A 22,438-nucleotide genomic window follows, 5' to 3' on the forward strand; every position below is an offset into this window, starting at 1 on the left:
CGGGTCCGGACCCGGCCCCCACCCGGGCCCGGACCCGGTCGCGCGTCCGCATACGACAAAGGCCCAGATCCGTGGATCAACTCCACTGATCTGGGCCTGACTTGCACTTCCTGCGAAGTGCCCCCGGTAGGATTCGAACCTACGCACCCGCCTCCGGAGGGCGGTGCTCTATCCCCTGAGCTACGGGGGCCTGTTGGCCTGTCGGTCGCTCGCGCTTCCGACGTGAGAACAGTACCAGGCTCCGGCGGTGGTCCGTGCACGGGTTTCCCCGAAGATCGTCCGGGCCGCGGATCGGGCGGCGGATCGACCCGGGGATCGGGCCGTGTGCCGGGTGGGGGCGGAAGTGCCCAAAGGCCGGACGGGGCGGCGGGGCCGCCGATACCCTCGGTGAGGTGTCGGGAGTGTCCGGGCGGGTCCTCGTGGTGGACGACAGCGAGGTGATCCGCCAGCTGATCAGGGTCAACCTGGAGCTCGAGGGCTTCGAGGTGGTGACCGCCGCCGACGGCGCCGAGTGCCTGGAGGTCGTCCGCCGGGTGCGGCCCGACGTGGTGACGCTGGACGTGGTGATGCCGAGGCTGGACGGCCTGCGGACGGCGGCCCGGCTGCGCGCGACCCCGGACACCAGCCGGCTGCCGATCGCGATCGTGAGCGCCTGCACCCCGGCGGACCTCGACCTGGGGGAGACGGTCGGGGTGGACGGCTACCTCGGCAAGCCCTTCGACCCGGCCGACCTGGTGGCCCTGGTCCGGCGCCTGATGGGGCTCGCGGAACAGTCCGCCGGTCCGTCCGGCGGGCGCCGCGCCGGCCCGTCCGACGCAGTTCGCCCTGAGCGAACAGAGCGGACGGATCGCGGCTGAGACCCGGTAACCACGGCGCACCGGCGTCTCAACCGGTAAACCGGGTGGCGGGCGGGTACCCCGTCTCGCCTACGCTTGGCGTCGTGACCCCCGCAGACCTTTCCCAGGCAATCCAGGCCGCAGTGAGCTCCGCCGTCGAGGCGGGCGAGCTGGCCGTCGCCGTGCCCGAGCACGTGACGGTCGAACGGCCCAAGAACAGGGACCACGGCGACTACGCGACCAACGTGGCCCTCCAGCTCGCCAAGGCGGCCGGCAAGCCGCCGCGAGCCGTTGCCGAGCTGCTGGCCGACCGCCTGCGAGGGATCACCGGCGTCGCCAAGGTCGACATCGCCGGTCCGGGCTTCCTGAACATCACCCTGGACACCGCCACCGCCGGCGCGCTGGCGCGCACCGTCGTCGAGGCGGGCGAGGCCTACGGCCGCAACGAGGCCCTCAAGGGCCTGAGGATCAACCTGGAGTTCGTCTCCGCCAACCCGACCGGCCCGATCCACATCGGCGGCGTCCGCTGGGCCGCCGTCGGCGACTCGATGGCGCGCGTGCTGCGGGCCTCCGGCGCCGACGTCACCACCGAGTACTACCTCAACGACGCGGGCGTGCAGATCGGCAAGTTCGCCGCCTCGCTGCAGGCCGCCGCGAACGGCCGCCCGGCGCCCGAGGACGGCTACGTCGGCGAGTACATCGTCGACATCGCCAAGGCGCTCACCGACGCGATCCCCGGCGTGCTCGACCTCTCCGAGGAGGAGCAGCTCCAGGTCTTCCGCACCGAGGGCCTCAAGCTCATGGTCGCCGAGATCAAGCGCTCGATGGACGAGTTCGGCACCCACTTCGACGTGTGGTTCTCGGAGAAGACGCTGCACGACTCCGGCGCGGTCGAGAAGGCCATCGACCGGCTGCGCGAGCAGGGCCACGTCTTCGAGCAGGACGACGCGGTCTTCCTGCGCACCACCGACTTCGGCGACGACAAGGACCGCGTCCTGGTCAAGGCCGACGGCGACAAGACCTACTTCGCCGCCGACGCCGCGTACTACCTGTCCAAGCGGGACCGCGGCGCCGAGGTCGCGCTCTACATGCTGGGCGCCGACCACCACGGCTATGTCAACCGCCTCAAGGCCATCGCGGCCTGCGCGGGCGACGACATGGACCACAACATCGAGGTGAAGATCGGCCAGTTCGTGAAGATGCTTCGCGACGGCGAAGAGGTCCGCATGTCGAAGCGGGCCGGCAACATCATCACGATCGACGACGTGATCGAGTGGATCGGCGTGGACGCCGCCCGCTACACCCTGGCGCGCTCCTCCACGGACTCGACGATCACGCTGGACATCAACCTGCTGACCAGCCAGACCAACGAGAACCCGGTCTTCTACGTCCAGTACGCGCACACCCGGATGTGCGGCGTGGCCCGCAAGGCCGCCGAGCTGGGCGTGGACAAGGGCACGGTCGAGCAGTTCAAGCCCGAGCTGCTCGCCACCGAGTGGGAGTCCGACGTGCTCGGCCACCTCGCGGAGTTCCCGCGGGTGCTGGCCACGGCCGGCGAGCTGCGCGAGCCGCACCGGGTCGCGCGCTACCTGGAGGACCTCGCGGGCAAGTACCACCGCCTGTACGAGAACTGCATGTTCCTGCCCAAGGGCGACGAGGAGCTCTCCGACACGCACCGCGCCCGCCTCTGGCTGGTCGAGGCGACGCGCACCGTGCTCGCCAACGGACTCACGCTCCTGGGCGTGACGGCGCCCGAGCGGATGTAGGCACCACCCCCAAGCGCACGGCGGGGGCGGCTGACGGTCAACGTGGACCGTCGCCGCCCCTCGCCATAGGTCTCGAAGGATCTCCGAAGATGAGTCGCTCCGCACACCCGGCAGGCCCCCGTCACGGCGACGTCCTGCCCGAGGGCCACTACCAGGCCCCGCCAGCCGACCTGAACGCGCTCGACCCCAAGGTCTGGTCGCGCACCGTCGCCCGGAACGCCGAGGGCGTGGCGACCGTCGGCGGCATCGACGTCAAGCGGCTGGCCGCCGAGTTCGGCACCCCCGCCTACGTGCTGGACGAGGAGGACTTCCGGTCCCGGGCGCGCGCCTGGCGCGACGCCTTCGGCACCGGCGCGGACGTCTACTACGCCGGGAAGGCGTTCCTCTCCAAGGCCGTCGTGCGCTGGCTGCACGAGGAGGGCCTCAACCTCGACGTGTGCAGCCCGGGCGAGCTGGCGGTCGCCCTGGCCGCCGGGATGCCGCCGGAGCGGATCGCGCTGCACGGCAACAACAAGTCGGCGGACGAGCTCGAGCACGCGGTGAAGACCGGCGTCGGGCACATCGTGGTCGACTCCTACGAGGAGATCGGGCGCCTGGCCGCGATCGCCGCCCGCCAGGGCGTGCGCCAGCAGGTGCTGATCCGGATCACCGTCGGCGTTGAGGCGCACACCCACGAGTTCATCGCCACCGCGCACGAGGACCAGAAGTTCGGGCTGTCCCTCACCGGGGGAGCGGCCGCCGAGGCGGTGCGCCGGGTGCTCGGCCACGACAGCCTGGAGCTGCGCGGCATCCACTCGCACATCGGCTCGCAGATCTTCGACATGGCGGGCTTCGAGGTGGCCGCCCGCCGGGTGGTCGGCCTGCTGGCCGGGATCCGTGACGAGCACGGCGTCCAGCTGCCCGAGATCGACCTCGGCGGCGGCCTCGGCATCGCGTACACCAGCGAGGACGACCCGCGCGAGCCGGCCGAGATCGCGGCCGCGCTGGCTGACATCGTCCGCCGCGAGTGCGCCGCCGCGAACCTGGACGCCCCCCGGCTGAGCGTGGAGCCGGGCCGGGCGATCGTCGGCCCGACGGCGTTCACGCTGTACGAGGTCGGCACCGTCAAGCCGCTGGAGGGCCTGCGCACCTACGTCAGCGTGGACGGCGGGATGTCCGACAACATCCGCACCGCGCTGTACGACGCCGAGTACTCGGTGGCCCTGGTGTCGCGCACCAGCGACGCGGAGCCGATGCTGGTGCGGGTGGTCGGCAAGCACTGCGAGTCCGGCGACATCGTCGTCCGGGACGCCTTCCTGCCGGCCGACCTGGCCCCGGGCGACCTGATCGCGGTGCCCGCCACCGGCGCCTACTGCCGGTCGATGGCGAGCAATTACAACCACGCCCTCAAGCCCCCCGTGCTCGCCGTCAGGGACGGTGCGGCGCGGGTGATCGTCCGGCGCGAGACGGAGGAGGATCTCCTGCGTCTGGATATCGGATGACGAAATCCTCGTCTCAGATCATGGAACGACCGTAGATCCGTACGGAAAGTCCCGGAGACTGGTAGAGACCGAAGTTCCCGGCGGTCCAGGAAAACCCGCCGGAAATTACCGAAGCAGAAGAATGCAGAGCGGAGTCGGATGATGCGTACGCGCCCGCTGAAGGTGGCGTTGCTGGGTTGTGGTGTGGTGGGCTCCGAGGTGGCGCGCATCATGACGACGACGGCCGACGACCTCGCCGCTCGCATCGGCGCTCCGGTCGAGTTGGCCGGGATCGCGGTCCGCCGGGCCGGGCGGACCCGCCCGGGCGTCCCCGAGCACCTGATCACCACCGACGCCGAGGCCCTGGTCAACCGGGGCGACATCGACGTGGTGGTCGAGGTGGTGGGCGGCATCGAGCCCTCCAAATCGCTGATCCTGTCCGCCTTCCGGCAGGGCGCCTCGGTGGTCAGCGCCAACAAGGCGCTGCTCGCCAAGGACGGCACCGAGCTGCACGCCGCGGCCGCCGAGGCCGGGGTGGACCTGTACTACGAGGCCGCGGTGGCGGGCGCGATCCCGCTGCTGCGCCCGCTGCGCGAGTCCCTCGCGGGGGACAAGGTCAACCGGGTGCTGGGGATCGTCAACGGCACCACCAACTTCATCCTCGACAAGATGGACACCACCGGCGCCGGCTACTCGGAGGCGCTGGAGGAGGCCACCGCGCTGGGCTACGCCGAGGCCGACCCGACGGCCGACGTGGAGGGCTTCGACGCCGCCGCCAAGGCCGCGATCCTGGCCGGCATCGCCTTCCACACCAAGGTCACCGCGGCGGACGTCTACCGCGAGGGCATCACCGAGGTGACGGCGGCCGACATCGCCTCCGCCAAGGAGATGGGCTGCGTGGTCAAGCTGCTCGCGATCTGCGAGCGGGCCGCGGACGGCGAGTCCGTCACCGCGCGCGTCCACCCGGCGATGATCCCGCTGTCGCACCCGCTGGCCTCCGTCCGCGAGGCGTACAACGCGGTGTTCGTCGAGGCCGAGGCGGCCGGCCGGCTGATGTTCTACGGCCCGGGCGCGGGCGGCTCGCCGACCGCCTCCGCGGTGCTCGGCGACCTGGTCGCGGTCTGCCGCAACAAGCTCGCCGGCGCCACCGGCCCCGGTGACTCGGTGTACACGCGGCTGCCGGCCAAGCCGATGGACGAGGTGGTCACCCGCTACCACGTCAGCCTGGACGTGGACGACCGCGCGGGCGTGCTCGCCCAGGTGGCATCCGTCTTCGCCGAGCACGGCGTCTCCATCGACACCGTGCGCCAGCAGGGCCGCGACGGCGACGCCTCGCTCGTCGTGGTCACCCACCGTGCCACCGACGCCGCGCTGTCGGCGACGGTCGACAAGCTCCGCGCGCTGGACAGCGTGCGGGACGTGGCCAGCATCATGCGGGTCGAAGGGGAATAAGGAACCAGCCATGAACGCCGTTGCCGAGAACGTCGTCCGAGGCGCGCACACCCACCAGTGGCGCGGCCTGATCGAGGAGTACCGGGACCGCCTGCCGGTCACCGCGGCCACCCCGGTGGTCACCCTGTTGGAGGGCGGCACGCCCCTGGTCCCCGCCCAGGTGCTCTCCGAGCGCACGGGCTGCGAGGTCTACCTCAAGGTCGAGGGCGCCAACCCGACCGGCTCCTTCAAGGACCGCGGGATGACGATGGCCATCTCCAAGGCCAAGGAGGAGGGCGCGCAGGCGGTCATCTGCGCCTCCACCGGCAACACCTCGGCCTCCGCCGCCGCGTACGCGGTGCGGGCCGGGATGGTCTCCGCGGTGCTCGTCCCGCAGGGCAAGATCGCCCTCGGCAAGATGGGCCAGGCGCTGGTCCACGGCGCCAGGATCCTCCAGGTCGACGGGAACTTCGACGACTGCCTCACCCTTGCGCGTGAACTGTCCGAGAAGTACCCGGTGGCGCTGGTCAACTCGGTCAACCCGGTGCGGATCGAGGGCCAGAAGACCGCGGCCTTCGAGATCGTCGACATGCTCGGCGACGCCCCGGACATCCACGTCCTGCCGGTCGGCAACGCGGGCAACATCACCGCGTACTGGAAGGGCTACCGCGAGTACGCGGCCGACGGCCTCGCCACCCGCACCCCGCGGATGTGGGGCTTCCAGGCCTCCGGCTCGGCCCCGATCGTGGACGGCGCGCCGGTGCTCAAGCCGCAGACCATCGCCACCGCGATCCGGATCGGCAACCCGGCCTCCTGGGACTTCGCGCTCGCCGCGCGGGACGAGTCCGGCGGCCTCATCGACAAGGTGACGGACCGTCAGATCCTGTCCGCCTACCGGCTGTTGGCCTCGCAGGAGGGCGTCTTCGTGGAGCCCGCCTCGGCCGCCTCGGTGGCCGGTCTACTGGCCAAGGCGGAGGCCGGCCTGGTCGACCCGGGCCAGCGGATCGTCTGCACCGTGACCGGCAACGGCCTGAAGGACCCGGACTGGGCGGTGGCCGGCGCGCCGCAGCCGCAGATCGTCCCGATCGACCCGGAGGCGGCCGCCCGCAGCCTCGGACTGCTCGACCGGTAAAGGGTCCTGACGCCCCGACGGGCCGACCCTTTCGAGGGTCGGCCCGTCGGAGTTCCCCCCTGACACTTTTGTGTCAATTGGGTTCCGCATTGCGATCCTTTTCCACCCCTCCCGTCGACGGGGAGGGGTGAGCATTTCCGGCCAGAACGGCAACACACCAGATCGAAGGCCCACGGGGTGTACCGCTCGGGAACCTCTCTTCGATACTCTGGCTTCGGCCGTGTGGCACATGCCCCGGGCCCGGCGGGTCCGGGCCGCGCCGACACCGCGACCGCCCGCCCCCCGGAGGGGCCGCGGTCCGTTCCCACCCTCGCACCGACGACGCGCTCCGCGCCGCCCGATTTACCCCAGGAGAGTCCACCGTATGGCCGGTCCCGCGTTCCGTGCCGCCGCCGTCCGGGTCAGGGTTCCCGCGACCAGCGCCAACCTCGGCCCGGGCTTCGACGCCTTCGGGCTCGCGCTGGGTCTGTACGACGACGTGGTCGTCCGGGTCGCCGACTCCGGCCTCTCCGTCGACATCGCCGGTGAGGGCGCCGAGACGCTGCCGCGCGACGAGCGCCACCTGCTGGTCCGCTCGATGCGCGCCGCCTTCGACCGGCTCGGCGGCCAGCCCCGCGGCCTCGAAGTGGTCTGCGCCAACCGGATACCGCACGGCCGCGGCCTCGGCTCCTCCTCGGCCGCCATCTGCGCCGGCATCGTGGCCGCCCGCGCGGTGACCATCGGCGGCCGGTCCGCGCTGGACGACGACGCGCTGCTGGCCCTCGCCTCCGAGCTGGAGGGCCACCCCGACAACGTCGCGGCCTGCCTGCGCGGCAACTTCACCATCGCCTGGACCGACGAGGAGTCGGCCAAGGCGGTCGTGCTGGAGCCGTCCGAGCAGGTCGTCCCGGTGGTGTTCGTGCCGGCCGGCGAGGTGCTCACCGAGACCGCGCGCGGACTGCTGCCGAAGACCGTCCCGCTGGCCGACGCGGCCGTCAACGCGGGCCGTTCCGCACTGCTGGTGGAGGCGCTGACCAGGCGCCCCGAACTGCTCCTCGCCGCCACCGAGGACCGGCTGCACCAGGACTACCGCGCCTCCGCCATGCCGGACAGCGCCGCGCTGGTCGGCGCCCTGCGCGCCGAGGGCTTCCCGGCGGTCGTCTCCGGCGCCGGTCCGACCGTCCTGGCCCTCACCGACGAGGCGGGCGCCGACAAGGTGCTCTCCTTCGCCGGACACCACGGCCACGGCGGCGACCCGGCGTTCGCCGCGCACCGGCTGGACGTCGACCGCACCGGGGCCGTCGTGCTCCCGCTGGACGTCTGAGCAGCCCGAACGGGCCGCTCGGGACCCGGCGCCGGCACCCTGCCGAGCCGGGTCCGACGGACACGATTGGCAAGCGCAAGGCTGGGGAATGTCTGAGGGGGTCGGTAGTGTTAACCTCATTGCTGCACCAGGTGCCCTCCGGGGCTAGGTGCGCCGCGTCCCGATCCCAGCGCTCCACGGCAGTGGAGTCCCGGCGATGCACGGGGCGACGATTCTCCGGGAGCCCACCGCAGCGCGTACGCAGCCTGCCTGCGCGACATGCGGCCGCATCCCGAAGCCGTGACGGCACCTGACTCCCACCCGCAGCCTCCCACCTGAGGCCAGGACGGGCGGAGCACGGGCCACCGTCACGCGACGGGGGCCCGGGATTCGCAGGAAGCGTGGGGGTTACGCCCTCAGGGGAGGTCGACACACGACCGGCCCACGCGCCACTCAGCACCACCGTGCTTCACGCACCGCACCTCGCACGTAACCCTCTCTCGACAGGCTCCCGCCATTCGAGGGATCACCGCCTCGGACCGACGCAGTCGAGCGTTGGTCAGGACAGCACAACCGGTCGCCGAGCCAGACAGGCCGACGTCCGCTCCAGGGAAGGACCCTTAGTGAGCGACTCCACCGATCTGATGGGCGCGCGCCCGGACGCAGAGGCGTCGGACGCAGCCGCCGCCCCCGCTGCTCCGGCGCGGCGCCGCCGCAGTGCCGCCGCGGGCCTGGACGGCATGGTCCTGGCCGAGCTCCAGAAGCTCGCCGCGGACCTTGGCATCACCGGTACCGGACGCATGCGCAAGAGCCAGCTGATCGAGACCATCAAGGAGAAGAGCGGCGGGGACCCGCTGCTCGCCGCCGGTGGCACCGCCCCGGCCGCCAAGCGCACCGCCGCCAAGGCGGACGCCGAGGCCCCGGCCGAGAAGCCGGCCCGCCGCACCAAGGCCGCCGCCGCCAAGGCCGAGGCCCCGGCCGCCGCCGAGCCGCAGGCCCAGATCGAGATCCCGGTCCAGGCCGCCGCGGAGACCGCCGCGCCCGCCCGTACCGAGCGCACCCGCCGCCGGGCCACCTCGGCCGCCGGCGCGCCCGTCGCCCCGGTCGCCGAGGCCGCCGCCGAGCCCGCCGCCGTCGCGGTCGCCGAGCCGAAGCAGGCCGAGGCCCGCCCGGCCGAGACCCGCGGCTTCGAGGGCCGCGAGGACGGCCGCGAGTCGCGTCGCGACCGCCGCGAGCGCCGTGACCGCCGCGAGGGCACCGAGCGCACCGAGCGCACCGACCGCCAGGAGGGCGGCGAGGCCCAGGACGGCGACAGCCGCGAGTCGCGCCGCGACCGCCGCAACCGCCGCGAGCGCGCCGACCGCCAGCCCCAGCAGGGCGGCGGCCAGCAGCAGGGCGGCCAGGCCGAGCAGCAGGGCCGCCAGGGCCAGCAGACCCAGCAGCCGCAGGCCCAGCAGCAGGGCGGCTACGAGGACGACGAGTTCGGCGAGGGCCGCCGCGGCCGGCGCGGGCGCTACCGCGACCGCCGCGGCCGTCGTGGCCGTGACGGCTTCGAGGCCGCCGGCGTGGCCGAGCCGCAGGTCGGCGAGGACGACGTCCTGATCCCGGTCGCGGGCATCCTCGACATCCTCGACAACTACGCGTTCGTGCGCACCTCCGGCTACCTGCCGGGCCAGAACGACGTCTACGTCTCGCTCGCCCAGGTCCGCAAGAACGGCCTGCGCAAGGGTGACGCCATCACCGGTGCGGTGCGCCAGCCGCGCGAGGGCGAGCGCCGCGAGAAGTTCAACGCCATGGTGCGCCTGGATTCCGTCAACGGCATGGACCCGGAGAGCGGCCGCGGCCGCCCCGAGTTCAACAAGCTCACCCCGCTCTACCCGCAGGAGCGGCTGCGCCTGGAGACCGACCCGGGCGTGCTGACCACCCGGATCATCGACCTGGTGTCGCCGATCGGCAAGGGCCAGCGCGGTCTGATCGTCGCGCCGCCGAAGACCGGCAAGACCATGGTGCTCCAGGCGGTCGCCAACGCGATCACCCACAACAACCCCGAGTGCCACCTGATGGTCGTCCTGGTCGACGAGCGTCCGGAAGAGGTCACCGACATGCAGCGGTCGGTGAAGGGCGAGGTCATCTCCTCGACCTTCGACCGCCCGGCCGAGGACCACACCACCGTCGCCGAGCTGGCCATCGAGCGCGCCAAGCGCCTGGTCGAGCTGGGCCACGACGTGGTCATCCTGCTGGACTCGATCACCCGCCTCGGCCGCGCCTACAACCTGGCGGCGCCGGCCTCCGGCCGCATCCTGTCCGGTGGTGTCGACTCGACCGCGCTGTACCCGCCGAAGAAGTTCTTCGGTGCCGCGCGCAACATCGAGAACGGCGGCTCGCTGACCATCCTGGCCACCGCGCTGGTCGAGACCGGCTCGCGCATGGACGAGGTGATCTTCGAGGAGTTCAAGGGCACCGGCAACATGGAGCTCAAGCTCGACCGGAAGCTCTCGGACAAGCGCATCTTCCCGGCCGTCGACGTGGACGCCTCCAGCACCCGCAAGGAGGAGATCCTGCTCGGCAGCGAGGAGTTGGCCATCGTCTGGAAGCTCCGCCGGGTGCTGCACGCGCTCGACTCGCAGCAGGCGATCGAGCTGCTCCTGGACAAGATGAAGCAGACCAAGAGCAACGCCGAGTTCCTGATGCAGATCGCCAAGACCACCCCCGGCTCCGGCGACTGACCGTAGCCGGTCGGCTGTCGAAGCACGGAACCCCGGATCGCGCGAGCGGTCCGGGGTTCCGTGCGTCCTGGCCGCTTTGTTCCAGAGTCGGGACACCTTGGGGGCGTTTGGATCATGTTGTCCGATTTACTCTGGACCGTATGGCCGAGCACAAGAGGGTCCTGAGTCGCCGCCGCAGAATCCTGCGGACGGCCGCCTGCGCGTTCGCCGCGCTCGTCGTCCTCGGCGCCGGCGCGGGCCTCTTCGCCTACTTCAGGCTCAACGGGAACATCACCAGCGTCGACATCGACGCCCGGCTCGGCGACGCCCGGCCGCCGGCCGCCACCGACGGCTCCTTCAACATCCTGGTGCTCGGCTCCGATTCGCGGTCCGGCGACAACGGCTCGGTCGCCGGCGGGGACACCGGCGGCACCGCCCGCTCGGACACCGCGATGGTGGTGCACGTCAACCAGGCCCACTCCGGCGCCCAGATCGTCTCGATCCCGCGCGACACCCTGGTCGCCCGCCCCGACTGCGTCGACGCGAACGGCAAGCCGGTGCCCGGCGCCAAGCGCGCGATGTACAACAGCGCCTTCGAGAGCGGCGGCGCGGCCTGCGCGGTCAAGACCACCGAGCAGCTCACCGGGCTGCGGATGGACCACTACCTGCAGGTCGACTTCGCCGGCTTCGCCCGGGTCGTGGACGCGATAGGCGGGGCCACCGTGACCACCACGGTGGCCATCCACGACAAGGACAGCGGGCTCGACCTGCCGCCCGGCGAGCACCACCTGGACGGACAGCAGGCGCTGGCCTTCGTGCGCACCCGGCACGGCGTCGGCGACGGCAGCGACCTCGGCCGGATCGAGCTCCAGAAGCAGATGGTGAAGTCGCTGCTGCAGCAGGTCGGGGGGAGCGGGATGCTCACCAACCCGGTCAAGCTGTGGTCGGTCGGCGACACGGTGACCAGGAGCATCACCACCGACTCCGCGCTCGGCTCGGTGAACTCGCTGGTGGGGCTCGCCCAGGAGCTCAAGGGGATAGGCCCGGACCAGTTGAGCATGGTCACCCTGCCGGTGGAGACGGCCCCCAGCGACCCGAACCGGGTGGTCCCGCTGCAGCCGCAGGCGGGGCAGGTCTGGGCGGCGCTCAAGGCCGACCAGCCGTTCCCCTCCGCGATCGTCTCCGAACAGCCGGAGAACCCCGCCCAGGCGGCCCCCACGGCCCCCGCGCCGGCCGCGGGGAAGCCGTCCGCGAAGGCCACCGCCACCCGCTGAGGGGGGTCCGGAATATCCCGGAACGCGACCCGGTTTGGGAAGATGCGGCCGGTCCTGGCAGACTGGTCCGTCGGTCCCGGTTCACGTGCGGCGCCCCAGCCGCCGACCCGGTACCCTCCCGAAACCTAGGAGAACCCCTTGAAGCCCAACGTTCACCCCGAGTACGTGGTCACGCGCGTGACCTGCACCTGCGGCGCCGAGTTCACCACCCGCTCGACCGAGACCAGTGGCGAGATCCGCGCCGAGGTCTGCTCGCAGTGCCACCCGTTCTACACCGGCAAGCAGAAGATCCTCGACACCGGTGGCCGCGTGGCCCGCTTCGAGGCCCGCTTCGGCAAGCAGCACAGCGCGAAGGCCTAGCGCTCCCTCGGCGCCGGTTCCCGGTGCCCCCGTACTCGTTGTCGGGGGCGCTGGGGGCCGGCGCCGTTCGCGTCCCCCCGCGAATTCCCCACCCCCCACACGTTTCCGAGTCACCGGGAAGAAGGCCACCCCATGTTCGAGGCAGTCGAAGAGCTCCTCGTCGAGCACGCCGACCTCGAGACGAGGCTGGCCGACCCGTCCGTCCACGCCGACCAGGCCAACGCCCGCAAGCTGGCCAAGCGGTACGCCGAGCTGACCCCGATCACCCGGGTCTACCGGCAGTGGCGGCAGGCCGGCGAGGACATCGAGGCCGCGCGCGAACTCGCCGCGGAGGACCCGGAGTTCATCGCCGAGGCGAAGGCCTCCGAGGCCCGCAGGGACGAGCTCACCGAGGAGCTGCGGCTGCTGCTGGTGCCGCGCGACCCGAGTGACGACAAGGACGTCATCCTGGAGATCAAGGCGGGCGAGGGCGGCGAGGAGTCCGCACTGTTCGCCGGCGACCTGCTCCGGATGTACCTGCGCTACGCGGAGCGGATCGGCTGGAAGACCGAGATCATCGACTCCAACGAGTCCGACCTCGGCGGCTACAAGGACGTCTCGGTGGCCGTGAAGACCAAGGGCAACGCCGAGCCCGGCCAGGGCGTCTGGGCCCGGCTGAAGTACGAGGGCGGCGTGCACCGCGTGCAGCGCGTCCCCGCCACCGAGTCCCAGGGCCGCATCCACACCTCCGCGGCGGGCGTGCTGGTCACCCCCGAGGCGGAGGAGGTCGAGGTCGAGATCGTCGCCAACGACCTGCGGATCGACGTCTACCGCTCCTCCGGCCCCGGCGGCCAGTCGGTCAACACCACCGACTCCGCGGTCCGGATCACCCACCTGCCGACCGGTATCGTGGCGTCCTGCCAGAACGAGAAGAGCCAGCTCCAGAACAAGGAGCAGGCGATGCGCATCCTGCGTTCGCGGCTGCTGGCCGCCGCGCAGGAGGAGGCCGAGCGGGAGGCCTCGGACGCGCGCCGCAGCCAGGTCCGTACGGTCGACCGCTCCGAGCGGATCCGCACGTACAACTACCCCGAGAACCGCATCTCGGACCACCGCACCGGATTCAAGGCGTACAACCTGGACCAGGTCCTGGACGGCGAACTGAACGCGGTGATCCAGTCCTGCGTCGACAAGGACGCGGAGGCCAAGCTCGCCGCCGCGGCCCAAGAGAACTGAGACCGGCGCGCCCCAGCCCGCGCTTCGCCCGAAGCCGGAGCGCAGAAACAAGAGGTCGTACGGATGAACCTGCTGCTCGCCGAGGTGGCCCAGGCCACCCAGCGGTTGGCCGCGGCCGGCGTGCCGTCGCCGCGCTTCGACGCGGAGGAGCTCGCCGCCTACGTCCACCGCGTCAAGCGCAGCCAGCTGCACACGGTGAAGGACGCCGACTTCGACGCCCGCTACTGGGAGGCGGTCTCCCGCCGCGAGGCGCGCGAGCCGCTCCAGCACATCACCGGGCGGGCGTTCTTCCGCTACCTCGAACTGGAGGTCGGCCCCGGGGTGTTCGTGCCCCGGCCGGAGACCGAGACGGTCGTCGAGTGGGCGATAGACGCGGTGCGCGACATGGACGTGGCCGAGCCGCTGGTGGTGGACCTGTGCTCCGGCTCCGGCGCGATCGCCCTCGCCCTGGCTCAGGAACTGCCGCGCTCCACCGTGCACGCCTTCGAACTGGACGAGGGGGCGCTGGAGTACACCCGGCGCAACATCGAGGCCAGCCCGGACCGCGCCCGGGTCACCCTGCACGCCGGTGACGCCACCAAGGCCTTCGAGGACGACCGCTCCTGGGACGGCCGCTTCGACCTGGTCATCTCCAACCCGCCGTACATCCCGCTCACCGAGTGGGAGTACGTCGCGCCGGAGGCCCGCGACCACGACCCGCAGATGTCCCTGTTCTCCGGCGAGGACGGCCTGGACACCATCCGCGGCATCGAGCGGGTCGCGGCCCGACTGCTGCGCCCGGGCGGCGCGGTGGTGATCGAGCACGCCGACCAGCAGGGCGGCCAGGTGCCGTGGATCTTCAACGAGGAACACGGCTGGACGGACACCGCCGACCACCGCGACCTGAACAACCGGCCCCGCTTCACGACCGCCCGGAGGGTCGGGTCGTGAACAGTCGGGCACAGGACGACCGCCCGGAGGGTCGGGTCGTGAACAGTCGGGCACAGGACGACCGCCCGGAGGGTCGGGTCGTGACCACCGAGCACCGTACGACGGCGCGCAAGGCTGCGCTGTAACGCCATGAGCCACTCCGGAAGGGGACCGCACCGATGAGCCGCCGTTACGACTGTGCCGATGCCGGGGACCGCGCCACCGGTCTGCGCGAGGCCGCCTCGGCCATCCGCCGCGGCGAACTCGTCGTGCTGCCCACCGACACCCTGTACGGGGTCGGTGCGGACGCCTTCTCCCCGGAGGCGGTCGGCGAGCTGATGGCCGCCCGCGGCCGCGGCCGCAACACGCCCTCGCCGGTGCTGGTCGGTTCGCCGACCACCCTGCACGGCCTGGTCACCGACTTCTCCGAGCAGGCCTGGGAGCTGGTCGACGCCTTCTGGCCGGGCGGGCTCACCCTGGTCGCCCGGCACCAGCCCTCACTGCGCTGGGACCTCGGCGACACCCGCGGCACCGTCGCGGTCCGGATGCCACTGCACCCGGTCGCCATCGAGCTGCTGAACAGCACCGGCCCGCTGGCCGTCTCCAGTGCCAACCGGATCGGCGGGGTCTCCCCGCTGACCTGTGACGAGGCACAGGCCCAGCTCGGCGACGCGGTCTCGGTCTACCTGGACGGCGGGGCGGCCGAGGACTCCGCCACCTCGTCGATCGTGGACGTCACCGGCAAGGTCCCGGTCCTGCTGCGGGCCGGTGCGATCAGCGTCGAGCAGCTGAGGGAGGTCGTCCCCGACCTGGAGGCCGGCAGTTGACGCCCACCGCCTCGCTGCACGCCGGGCCGGGCATAGCGCCGTACCTGAGCGTGGGCCCCAGGCCGCTGGACCACTTCCGGATCCTGTTCGTCTGCACGGGGAACATCTGCCGCTCGCCGATCGCCGAGCGGCTGACCCGGCGTGAGCTGGACACCCGGCTGAGCCCCCGGGTGGCCGGCCGGATCCTGGTGGAGAGCGCCGGCACCTGGGGCCACGAGGGCGCGCCGATGGAGGACCACGCCGCGACCGTGCTCGACGAGTACGGCGCCGACAGCGGCGGCTTCACCGGCCGCGAGCTGCTGGACGAGCACGTGGTCGAGGCCGACCTGGTGCTCACCGCGACGCTGGACCACCGCGCCCAGGTGATCTCGATGGGCCACGAGGCGGGGCTGCGCACCTTCACGCTGAAGGAGTTCACCCGCCTGGTGCGGACGATAGACCCGGGCACCCTGCCGGACCCGAGGCGCGGCGCCGATGTCACCGAGCGGGCCCGCGCGCTGGTCCGGGCCGCCGCCGCGCTGCGCGGCTGGCTGCTGGCCGCCACGCCGGAGTCGGACGAGGTGGACGACCCGTACGGGGCGCCGATCGGCATGTTCCGCAACTGCGGCGAGGAGATATTCCACGCGGTCGACCCGGTGGTCACCGCGCTGACCGGCGTCCCCGCGCCGCGCTGACGGGCCGGGCCCGGGCAGGGCGCCGCACGGGGCCGTTCGGCCGCGGCCCGGCGGGCCGGGTGGCGGGAGCGGTCCTACGCTGGGTGACACAGTCCCCGCAGCGCCCGGGAGCCCCGCCATGACCGTCACCGATGCCGCGTCCGGCCCGACCGCCACGACCGGGCGCCCCTGGGCGTCCGAGGCGCTGCACCGGGCCGATCCGCAGCTGGCCGACCTGCTGGCCGCGGAGGCCGAGCGGCGCGCCGAGACGATCCAGCTGCTGGCGGGGGAGAACCTGACCACCCCCGCCGTCCTGGCGGCGCTCACCGGCCCGCTGATCGACAAGTACGCCGAGGGCTACCCGGGCCGACGGCACCACACCGGCTGCGCGCTGGCGGACGCCGCCGAGCTGTTGGCGATCGACCGGGCCCGCGAGCTGTTCGCCGCCCCGCACGCCAACGTCCAGCCGCGGTCGGCGACTTCGGCGATGCTGGCGGCGTACGCGGCGCTGCTGCGGCCCGGCGACGGGGTGCTGGCGATGTCGCTGGAGCACGGCGGCCACCTCAGCTGCGGCTCGCGCGCCAACTTCTCCGGGCGCTGGTTCGACTTCACCGGCTACGGCGTGCGCGAGTCCGACGGGCTGATCGACCTCGACCAGGTCCGCGACCTGGCCCGGCAGCACCGCCCCAAGGCCATCGTGGCGGGCTCGATCTCGCACCCCCGGCACCCGGACTGGGCGGCGTTCCGCGAGATCGCCGACGAGGTGGACGCCTACCTGATCGCCTCCGCCGCGCAGACCACCGGGCTGATCGCGGCCGGGGTGGCGCCCTCCCCGGTGCCGTACGCGGACGTCACGGTGGCGGCCACCCACAAGCTGCTGCGCGGCCCGCGCGGCGGGCTGCTGCTGTGCACCGCGGAGCTGGCCGAGCGGATCGACCGGGCGGTGTTCCCGTTCAGCCAGGGCGGCGCGGCGATGAACGAGGTGGCCGGCAAGGCGGTGGCCCTCGCGGAGGCCTCGAAGCCCGCGTACCGGGCGTACGCGGAGCGGACGGTGTCCGGGGCGCGGGCGCTCGCCGCGGGGCTCGCAGAGGCCGGAACGCGCCCCCTGACGGGCGGTACCGACACCCATCTGGTGACCGCCGACGTGAGCCCGCTCGGCGTGACCGGCGCGGAGGCCGAGCGGCGCTGCGCGGCGGCCGGGCTGCTGCTCGGCAAGTGCGCGCTGCCGTACGACCCGGCGCCGGCCGCCGAGACCTCCGGCATCCGGCTGGGCACGGGCACGGTCACCAGCCAGGGGATGGGGGAGCCGGAGCTGGCGGAGATCGCCGGGCTGATCGCGCGGGTGCTCGCCGGGGACGCGGTCGTCCCGGCCGCGGCGCGGGTCCGGGAGCTGGCGGCGGCCTTCGCCGACCGGGCCTGACGGCGGCCTTCCGCGGGTATCCGGATCTCCTACCCGGGAGGGCGAACCGCGATGCACGGTCCGGGCGTCCGACTCAATAAGGTGTGTGCCGTGGCGACGCACCTCGAACCCCGGGAAGGCAGGGGAGTACCTTCGGTACTTCCCCGTTCGACAGTGATGCAGGAGGCCAGTGGTGCGTGAGTATCTGCTGGTGCTGTTCTGCACCGCCGCCGTCACCTACCTGTTGACGGGCCCGGTCCGGAAGTTCGCCATCGCGGCCGGCGCCATGCCGCCGGTGCGCGCCCGCGACGTGCACCGCGAACCCACGCCGCGGCTCGGCGGCATCGCGATGTTCGGCGGACTGTGCGCGGGCATCCTGGTCGCCTCGCAGCTGGACAACCTGAGCAAGGTGTTCTCCCAGGGCACCGACATCCGCGCGCTGCTGTCCGGGGCCGGGATCATGTTCCTGCTCGGGGTGCTCGACGACAAGTGGGGCGTGGACGCGCTGGTGAAGCTCGGCGGCCAGATGATCGCCGCCGGCGTGATGGTCTGGCAGGGCGTCACGGTGATCACCCTCCCGGTGCCCGGTGTCGGCCCGGTCGCGGTGAGCCCGACCCAGGGCATGGTCATCTCGGTCACCCTGGTCGTCGTCATGGTCAACGCGGTGAACTTCATCGACGGCCTGGACGGCCTGGCCGGCGGCATGGTGTGCATCGCCGCGATGGCCTTCTTCCTGTACAGCTACCGGCTCTGGTACGGCTACACGATCTCCGACGCGGCCCCCGCCGTGCTGTTCAGCGTGCTGCTGATCGGCATGTGCCTGGGCTTCCTGGCGCACAACATGCACCCCGCGCGGATCTTCATGGGCGACTCCGGCTCGATGATGCTGGGCCTGATGCTGGCCGTCGCCGCGATCTCCATCACCGGCCGGGTCGACCCGGACCTGATCAGCAACGAGGCCGGCTCGCAGACCGCCGCCGTGCACGCCCTGGTGCCGATCTACATCCCGCTGCTGCTGCCGCTGACGGTCATCGCGCTGCCGCTGGCCGACCTGCTGCTCGCGGTGGTGCGCCGCACCTGGGCGGGCCAGTCCCCGTTCGCCGCGGACAAGCGCCACCTGCACCACCGGCTGCTCCAGGTGGGGCACTCGCACAGCCGCGCCGTGATGATCATGTACTTCTGGGCCGCGCTGATCGCCTTCGGCTCGGTCGCCTTCTCGGTGACCAACACCGGCCGCACCGTCGTCCTGACGCTCGCCGGGCTCTGCCTGGTCGGCCTGGTGGTGCTGCTCACCCCGCGGTTCCGGCCGCGCGCCCCGCGGGCGGTGCAGTCCTTCGTCCCCCCGCGCTACCGCCGGCAGCAGAGCGGTCCGATGGCTGAACTGTCGGCCAAGGACAAGGAACTCCTGGGTGAAGCCGGGCGGGAGTCCGGCGTGGGCTCCACCGCGGTCGGCTCCCACCCCAAGGCCACCGGCCGCCACTGACAAGGGAGTTGATGCCACGACAGGTGGCCGTCACCCGAACGGCGGAATCGTTGCGCCGTTGGTGTGACAGGTGCCACACATTCATGGTAAAGCTCTCATCAAATAGTTTGTGATACCGTTCACGAGTATCGAGAACACGCCGAAAGACCTGACAGGTGGATGACTTCCGTCCCTGTCGGTCTCCCTCACCGGGCCCGTCGCTCACATGGCGGCCCGCGGCGATGCCTCGGTCCGGTGTCACCCGCCACCGCAGTGCCCGTCCCCCGCCACATCGACATGCCGCCGGAGCTGCCGACATGCCGTCCACCGACGCCCGGATCCTCCGAGGCGCCGCGATTCCCACTGCGGTCGCCGGAATCATCGCCATGGTGATCTCCTTTGCCGTTGCCGGTGGGAAGGGGCTGCTCGGCGCCCTCTTCGGCGCACTCCTCGTGATGGCCTTCTTCAGCTTCGGCCAGGTCGCGCTCGACCGGCTGACCAGGTCGAACCCGCAGATCATGATGGCCGCGGCGCTGCTGGTGTACACCACGCAGATCCTGCTGGTCGGCATCGTGCTCGCGGTCTTCAAGGACACCGAGCTGTTCAACCGGCAGGCCTTCGCGTTCACCCTGCTCGGCTGCGCCCTGATCTGGACGGGCTTCCAGGTGCGCGGTGCGCTCAAGGCCAAAACCTTCTACGTCGACCCCGACGCCTCCGAAAAGAAGGGCGACAAGCCCTCCGACAAGGGGCGTCAACAGTGACGAGGCCCAACTGTCCCCCCAACGAGGGGGGCGGTGTTTATGCCGCACTGACGGGCTGCTATCGTCCGTCGCAACAACGGAGTACGGGAAGAGGCCTGGTCTGTCCGGAGAGCGGACGGATCGCCCCCCTGATCCGCGCAGTCTTCGATGATCCCGCTGTGGTGCCGTGCACCGGCGCGCGGGGTCGGCGAGAAACCCATCAAGTTCCAGTGCCGCTCCGTGGTCGCAGGCCACGCCGACACACCGAGGTTGCCGTAACCATGCGTCACGACGAAGGAGTCCGCGGTGAGTGCTGAACTCACGTCCCTCGCCTCAGGCAGTTGCCACTTCGGGGACGCTGGCTGTGGCTTCCCGGCCCCGGGTCTGAACGAGTTCCAGTTCAAGCCGATCTTCTCGATCGGCAGCATCGAGTTCAACAAGCCGATGCTGCTGTCGATCATCGTCGCGCTCCTGGTCGTCGTGTTCTTCTGGGCCGCCTTCGCCAAGCCGCGCCTCGTCCCCGGCAAGCTGCAGCTGGTCGGTGAGATCGGCTACGACTTCGTCAAGCGCTCCATCGTGCTGGAGACGATCGGCAAGAAGGGCGAGAAGTACGTCCCGATGCTGGTCTCGATGTTCTTCTTCATCTGGTTGATGAACATCATGTCGATCATCCCGTTCGCACAGTTCCCGGTGTCGGCGGCGATCGCGTTCCCGGCCGGCCTCGCTGCGGTCGTGTGGATCACCTACATGACGCTGACCTTCAAGAAGCACGGCTTCGTCGGCGGTCTCAAGAACCTCTGCTGGCCGTCGGGCATCCCCGGCTGGGTCATGTTCATCCTGGTGCCGATCGAGTTCTTCTCGAACATCTTCGTGCGCCCCTTCACGCTCGCGGTCCGAGCCTTCGCGAACATGTTCGCCGGCCACCTGCTGATCGTGATGTTCTCCATCGCCTCCTGGTACCTGCTCAGCCCGTCCCTGGGCGCGCTGTACGGCTCGGCCTCGTTCATCGTGGCCGTCGGCCTGACCGCCTTCGAGCTGCTGGTCCAGTTCCTGCAGGCCTACATCTTCGTGATGCTGGCCAGCAGCTACATCGCCGGTGCCCTGGAAGAGGCGCACTGAGCCCCGGGGCCCCGGCCCCGCCGAGAACCACTTCCCGTCCCGGATCGCCCGGTGGCCAATCACCACCGGTTCACCACCCTGCAAAGGACAACGTCAATGAGCATCCTCGCTGAGGGCACTGTCTACGGTTCCGTCGCCTCCCTGGGCTACGGCCTCGCCGCCATCGGCCCCGGCATCGGCGTCGGTCTGATCTTCGGTAACGGTGTCCAGGCCATGGCCCGCCAGCCCGAGGCTGCCGGTCTCATCCGTTCCAACATGTTCATCGGCTTCGCGCTGACCGAGGCGCTCGCCCTCATCGGCATCGTCATGCCGTTCGTCTTCGGCAACAAGTAATCCCGCCGTAGACCCTTTCTGAGGAAGGTCCAGATATGAGCATGGCGATCGTCCAGCTCGCGGCCGAGGAGAAGATGAACCCTCTCCTCCCCGCGTGGCCCGAGATCATCATCGGCCTGCTCTGCTTCTTCATCGTCTTCGGTCTGCTCGGCAAGAAGCTCCTCCCCAGCATCGAGAAGGTGCTGTCGGAGCGCCGGGACGCGATCGAGGGCGGGATGGAGCGCGCCGAGGCCGCCCAGGTGGAGGCCCAGGCCCTGCTTGAGCAGTACCGCGCCGAGCTCGCCGAGGCGCGCCACGAGGCTGCCCGCATCGTCGAGCAGGCTCGCGAGCAGGGTGCCGCCCAGCTCGCCGAGATGCGCGAGGAGGGCCAGCGCCAGCGCGAGGCCATCGTCGCCGCCGGTCACGCCCAGATCGAGGCGGACAAGAAGCAGGCCACTGCCGCCCTGCGTCAGGACGTGGGCTCGCTGGCCACCCAGCTGGCGTCCCGCATCGTGGGTGAGTCCCTCGAGGACCACACCCGGCAGAGCGGCGTCATCGACCGCTTCCTGGACGAGCTGGAGGCCAAGGCCGCCGTTGCTCAGGGTGCGGCCAAGTGATCGGCGCCAGCCGTGAGGCCCTCGTCGCCGGCCGGCAGAACCTGGAGAGCCTGACCGACTCCACCTCGGTGGACGCGGCCAAGCTCGCCGAGGAGCTCACCGCCGTCACGGCCGTGCTGGACCGCGAGGTGTCGCTGCGCCGCGTCCTGACCGACCCCTCGCGGTCGGGCCAGGACAAGGCCCAGCTGGTCACCTCGCTGCTGACCGGCCAGGTCTCCGGCGAGGCCGTCGACCTGGTCTCCGGCCTGGTCCGCTCCCGCTGGTCGGGCTCGCGCGACCTGGTGGACGCGACCGAGGAGCTCGCCGCCTACGCGGAGATCATCGCCGCGGACAAGGCCGGCGCCCTGGACGACGTCGAGGACGAGCTCTTCCGCTTCGGCCGGGTGGTGAGCGGCTCGCACGAGCTGCGCGCCGCGCTGACCGAGCCGAAGGCCGGTGCCGTCGCGAAGGCCGGGCTGATCGGCAAGCTGCTCGGCGGCCGCGCCAACGCCGGTACTGTCCGGCTGGTCACCGCCCTCGTCAACGTGCCGCGTGGCCGTAGCCTGGAGCAGGGCCTGGAGTCCTACTCGAAGCTCGCCGCCGCGCGCCGTGGCCGCGTGGTGGCCCTGGTCACCACCGCGGTGCCGCTGTCGGACACCCAGAAGGAGCGCCTGTCCGGTGCTCTGGCCCGGATGTACGGCCGCCAGGTCCACCTGAACATCGACGTCGACCCCGAGGTCGTCGGCGGCGTCCGGGTGCAGATCGGCGACGAGATCATCAACGGCACCGTGTCGAGCCGCCTCGAGGGCGCTCGCCAGTCGCTCGAAGGCTGAGCACCCAAGCAGCACATCCGACCCTCGGTCGGGAAACCGGCTCCCCAAGGAGCCGGCACATCGTACGGCCGGTTCGGAAGACCCGGCCGAGAGTCGAATACTTGCGGCCCTCAATGGCGGGCCGAGGATC

At 71.6% G+C, this 22,438-nt stretch carries 20 protein-coding genes and 1 tRNA gene; 20 read left to right on the forward strand and 1 reads right to left on the reverse strand.

Features of this window, described 5'->3' with window-relative positions:
- Positions 1-118: 118 nt before the first annotated feature.
- Positions 119-190 (reverse strand) — tRNA-Arg (locus tag AMK13_RS06175).
- Between the two features lie 211 nt (positions 191-401).
- Between AMK13_RS06175 and AMK13_RS06180 the strand changes: the two genes are divergently transcribed.
- The 20 genes from AMK13_RS06180 to AMK13_RS06275 all read left to right on the forward strand — a co-directional run bounded on the left by AMK13_RS06180 (position 402) and on the right by AMK13_RS06275 (position 22,308).
- Positions 402-857, forward strand: a complete 456-nt coding sequence (locus AMK13_RS06180; protein ID WP_049655897.1) for a response regulator — start codon at positions 402-404, stop codon at positions 855-857.
- An 83-nt stretch (positions 858-940) separates the two neighbouring features.
- Positions 941-2,602 carry an arginine--tRNA ligase gene (gene argS / locus AMK13_RS06185; RefSeq protein ID WP_049655895.1) on the forward strand — a complete coding sequence of 554 codons (1,662 nt, stop codon included), beginning with the start codon at positions 941-943 and terminating at the stop codon, positions 2,600-2,602.
- Positions 2,603-2,691: 89 nt separating this feature from the next.
- Positions 2,692-4,083: a diaminopimelate decarboxylase gene (gene lysA, locus AMK13_RS06190; protein WP_074001448.1), complete on the forward strand. Its 1,392-nt coding sequence runs from the start codon at positions 2,692-2,694 to the stop codon at positions 4,081-4,083.
- Between the two features lie 138 nt (positions 4,084-4,221).
- A complete protein-coding gene (locus AMK13_RS06195; RefSeq protein ID WP_049655891.1) occupies positions 4,222-5,514 on the forward strand; it encodes a homoserine dehydrogenase in 1,293 nt (430 codons plus the stop codon).
- A 10-nt stretch (positions 5,515-5,524) separates the two neighbouring features.
- Positions 5,525-6,625 (forward strand): threonine synthase, encoded by a 1,101-nt coding sequence (thrC, locus tag AMK13_RS06200; protein WP_049655889.1) that lies wholly within the window; start codon positions 5,525-5,527, stop codon positions 6,623-6,625.
- Between the two features lie 364 nt (positions 6,626-6,989).
- Positions 6,990-7,928: a homoserine kinase gene (gene thrB / locus AMK13_RS06205; RefSeq protein ID WP_049655887.1), complete on the forward strand. Its 939-nt coding sequence runs from the start codon at positions 6,990-6,992 to the stop codon at positions 7,926-7,928.
- Between the two features lie 602 nt (positions 7,929-8,530).
- Entirely contained in the window at positions 8,531-10,633 is a 2,103-nt protein-coding gene (gene rho / locus AMK13_RS06210) for a transcription termination factor Rho (RefSeq protein ID WP_198959321.1), read from the forward strand.
- 140 nt (positions 10,634-10,773) lie between these two features.
- A complete protein-coding gene (locus tag AMK13_RS06215; RefSeq protein ID WP_074001450.1) occupies positions 10,774-11,886 on the forward strand; it encodes an LCP family protein in 1,113 nt (370 codons plus the stop codon).
- 138 nt (positions 11,887-12,024) lie between these two features.
- On the forward strand, positions 12,025-12,246 hold the full coding sequence (rpmE, locus tag AMK13_RS06220) for a 50S ribosomal protein L31 (protein WP_030057539.1): 222 nt from the start codon (positions 12,025-12,027) through the stop codon (positions 12,244-12,246).
- Positions 12,247-12,378: 132 nt separating this feature from the next.
- Entirely contained in the window at positions 12,379-13,458 is a 1,080-nt protein-coding gene (gene prfA, locus AMK13_RS06225) for a peptide chain release factor 1 (protein WP_049658075.1), read from the forward strand.
- A gap of 63 nt (positions 13,459-13,521) precedes the next feature.
- Positions 13,522-14,388: a peptide chain release factor N(5)-glutamine methyltransferase gene (gene prmC, locus AMK13_RS06230; protein WP_049658073.1), complete on the forward strand. Its 867-nt coding sequence runs from the start codon at positions 13,522-13,524 to the stop codon at positions 14,386-14,388.
- Positions 14,389-14,546: 158 nt separating this feature from the next.
- A complete protein-coding gene (locus tag AMK13_RS06235; RefSeq protein ID WP_049658072.1) occupies positions 14,547-15,194 on the forward strand; it encodes an L-threonylcarbamoyladenylate synthase in 648 nt (215 codons plus the stop codon).
- Positions 15,195-15,208: 14 nt separating this feature from the next.
- Entirely contained in the window at positions 15,209-15,868 is a 660-nt protein-coding gene (locus AMK13_RS06240) for an arsenate reductase/protein-tyrosine-phosphatase family protein (protein WP_369808349.1), read from the forward strand.
- 118 nt (positions 15,869-15,986) lie between these two features.
- Positions 15,987-17,267 (forward strand): serine hydroxymethyltransferase, encoded by a 1,281-nt coding sequence (glyA, locus tag AMK13_RS06245; protein WP_074001451.1) that lies wholly within the window; start codon positions 15,987-15,989, stop codon positions 17,265-17,267.
- Positions 17,268-17,439: 172 nt separating this feature from the next.
- Positions 17,440-18,729, forward strand: coding sequence for an MraY family glycosyltransferase (locus AMK13_RS06250; RefSeq protein ID WP_049651812.1), 1,290 nt, complete (start codon positions 17,440-17,442; stop codon positions 18,727-18,729).
- A gap of 296 nt (positions 18,730-19,025) precedes the next feature.
- Positions 19,026-19,469 (forward strand): hypothetical protein, encoded by a 444-nt coding sequence (locus AMK13_RS06255; RefSeq protein WP_049651807.1) that lies wholly within the window; start codon positions 19,026-19,028, stop codon positions 19,467-19,469.
- Positions 19,470-19,754: 285 nt separating this feature from the next.
- Positions 19,755-20,567 carry a F0F1 ATP synthase subunit A gene (gene atpB / locus AMK13_RS06260; protein ID WP_049651806.1) on the forward strand — a complete coding sequence of 271 codons (813 nt, stop codon included), beginning with the start codon at positions 19,755-19,757 and terminating at the stop codon, positions 20,565-20,567.
- 96 nt (positions 20,568-20,663) lie between these two features.
- Positions 20,664-20,900 (forward strand): ATP synthase F0 subunit C, encoded by a 237-nt coding sequence (gene atpE / locus AMK13_RS06265; protein WP_031074289.1) that lies wholly within the window; start codon positions 20,664-20,666, stop codon positions 20,898-20,900.
- Positions 20,901-20,935: 35 nt separating this feature from the next.
- The gene (locus tag AMK13_RS06270; protein WP_107086439.1) at positions 20,936-21,496 is read left to right on the forward strand and encodes a F0F1 ATP synthase subunit B; all 561 of its coding nucleotides are present in this window, start codon (positions 20,936-20,938) and stop codon (positions 21,494-21,496) included.
- On the forward strand, positions 21,493-22,308 hold the full coding sequence (locus AMK13_RS06275) for a F0F1 ATP synthase subunit delta (RefSeq protein ID WP_049651805.1): 816 nt from the start codon (positions 21,493-21,495) through the stop codon (positions 22,306-22,308). The genes AMK13_RS06270 and AMK13_RS06275 overlap by 4 nt, the downstream gene beginning before the upstream one ends.
- The last annotated feature ends 130 nt before the right edge of the window (positions 22,309-22,438 follow it).

This window comes from Streptomyces sp. CB02056 (genome assembly GCF_001905545.1).
In the GTDB taxonomy this organism is placed as follows: domain Bacteria; phylum Actinomycetota; class Actinomycetes; order Streptomycetales; family Streptomycetaceae; genus Kitasatospora.

Bases quoted from the DNA above. Each gene is read 5' to 3' on its own strand.
- atpE (WP_031074289.1), top strand. From the start codon at position 20,664: ATGAGCATCCTCGCTGAGGGCACTGTCTACGGTTCCGTCGCCTCCCTG.
- lysA (WP_074001448.1), top strand. From the start codon at position 2,692: ATGAGTCGCTCCGCACACCCGGCAGGCCCCCGTCACGGCGACGTCCTG.
- prfA (WP_049658075.1), top strand. From the start codon at position 12,379: ATGTTCGAGGCAGTCGAAGAGCTCCTCGTCGAGCACGCCGACCTCGAG.
- glyA (WP_074001451.1), top strand. From the start codon at position 15,987: ATGACCGTCACCGATGCCGCGTCCGGCCCGACCGCCACGACCGGGCGC.
- prmC (WP_049658073.1), top strand. From the start codon at position 13,522: ATGAACCTGCTGCTCGCCGAGGTGGCCCAGGCCACCCAGCGGTTGGCC.
- AMK13_RS06215 (WP_074001450.1), top strand. From the start codon at position 10,774: ATGGCCGAGCACAAGAGGGTCCTGAGTCGCCGCCGCAGAATCCTGCGG.
- AMK13_RS06195 (WP_049655891.1), top strand. From the start codon at position 4,222: ATGATGCGTACGCGCCCGCTGAAGGTGGCGTTGCTGGGTTGTGGTGTG.
- AMK13_RS06270 (WP_107086439.1), top strand. From the start codon at position 20,936: ATGAGCATGGCGATCGTCCAGCTCGCGGCCGAGGAGAAGATGAACCCT.
- thrC (WP_049655889.1), top strand. From the start codon at position 5,525: ATGAACGCCGTTGCCGAGAACGTCGTCCGAGGCGCGCACACCCACCAG.
- AMK13_RS06235 (WP_049658072.1), top strand. From the start codon at position 14,547: ATGAGCCGCCGTTACGACTGTGCCGATGCCGGGGACCGCGCCACCGGT.
- thrB (WP_049655887.1), top strand. From the start codon at position 6,990: ATGGCCGGTCCCGCGTTCCGTGCCGCCGCCGTCCGGGTCAGGGTTCCC.
- AMK13_RS06255 (WP_049651807.1), top strand. From the start codon at position 19,026: ATGCCGTCCACCGACGCCCGGATCCTCCGAGGCGCCGCGATTCCCACT.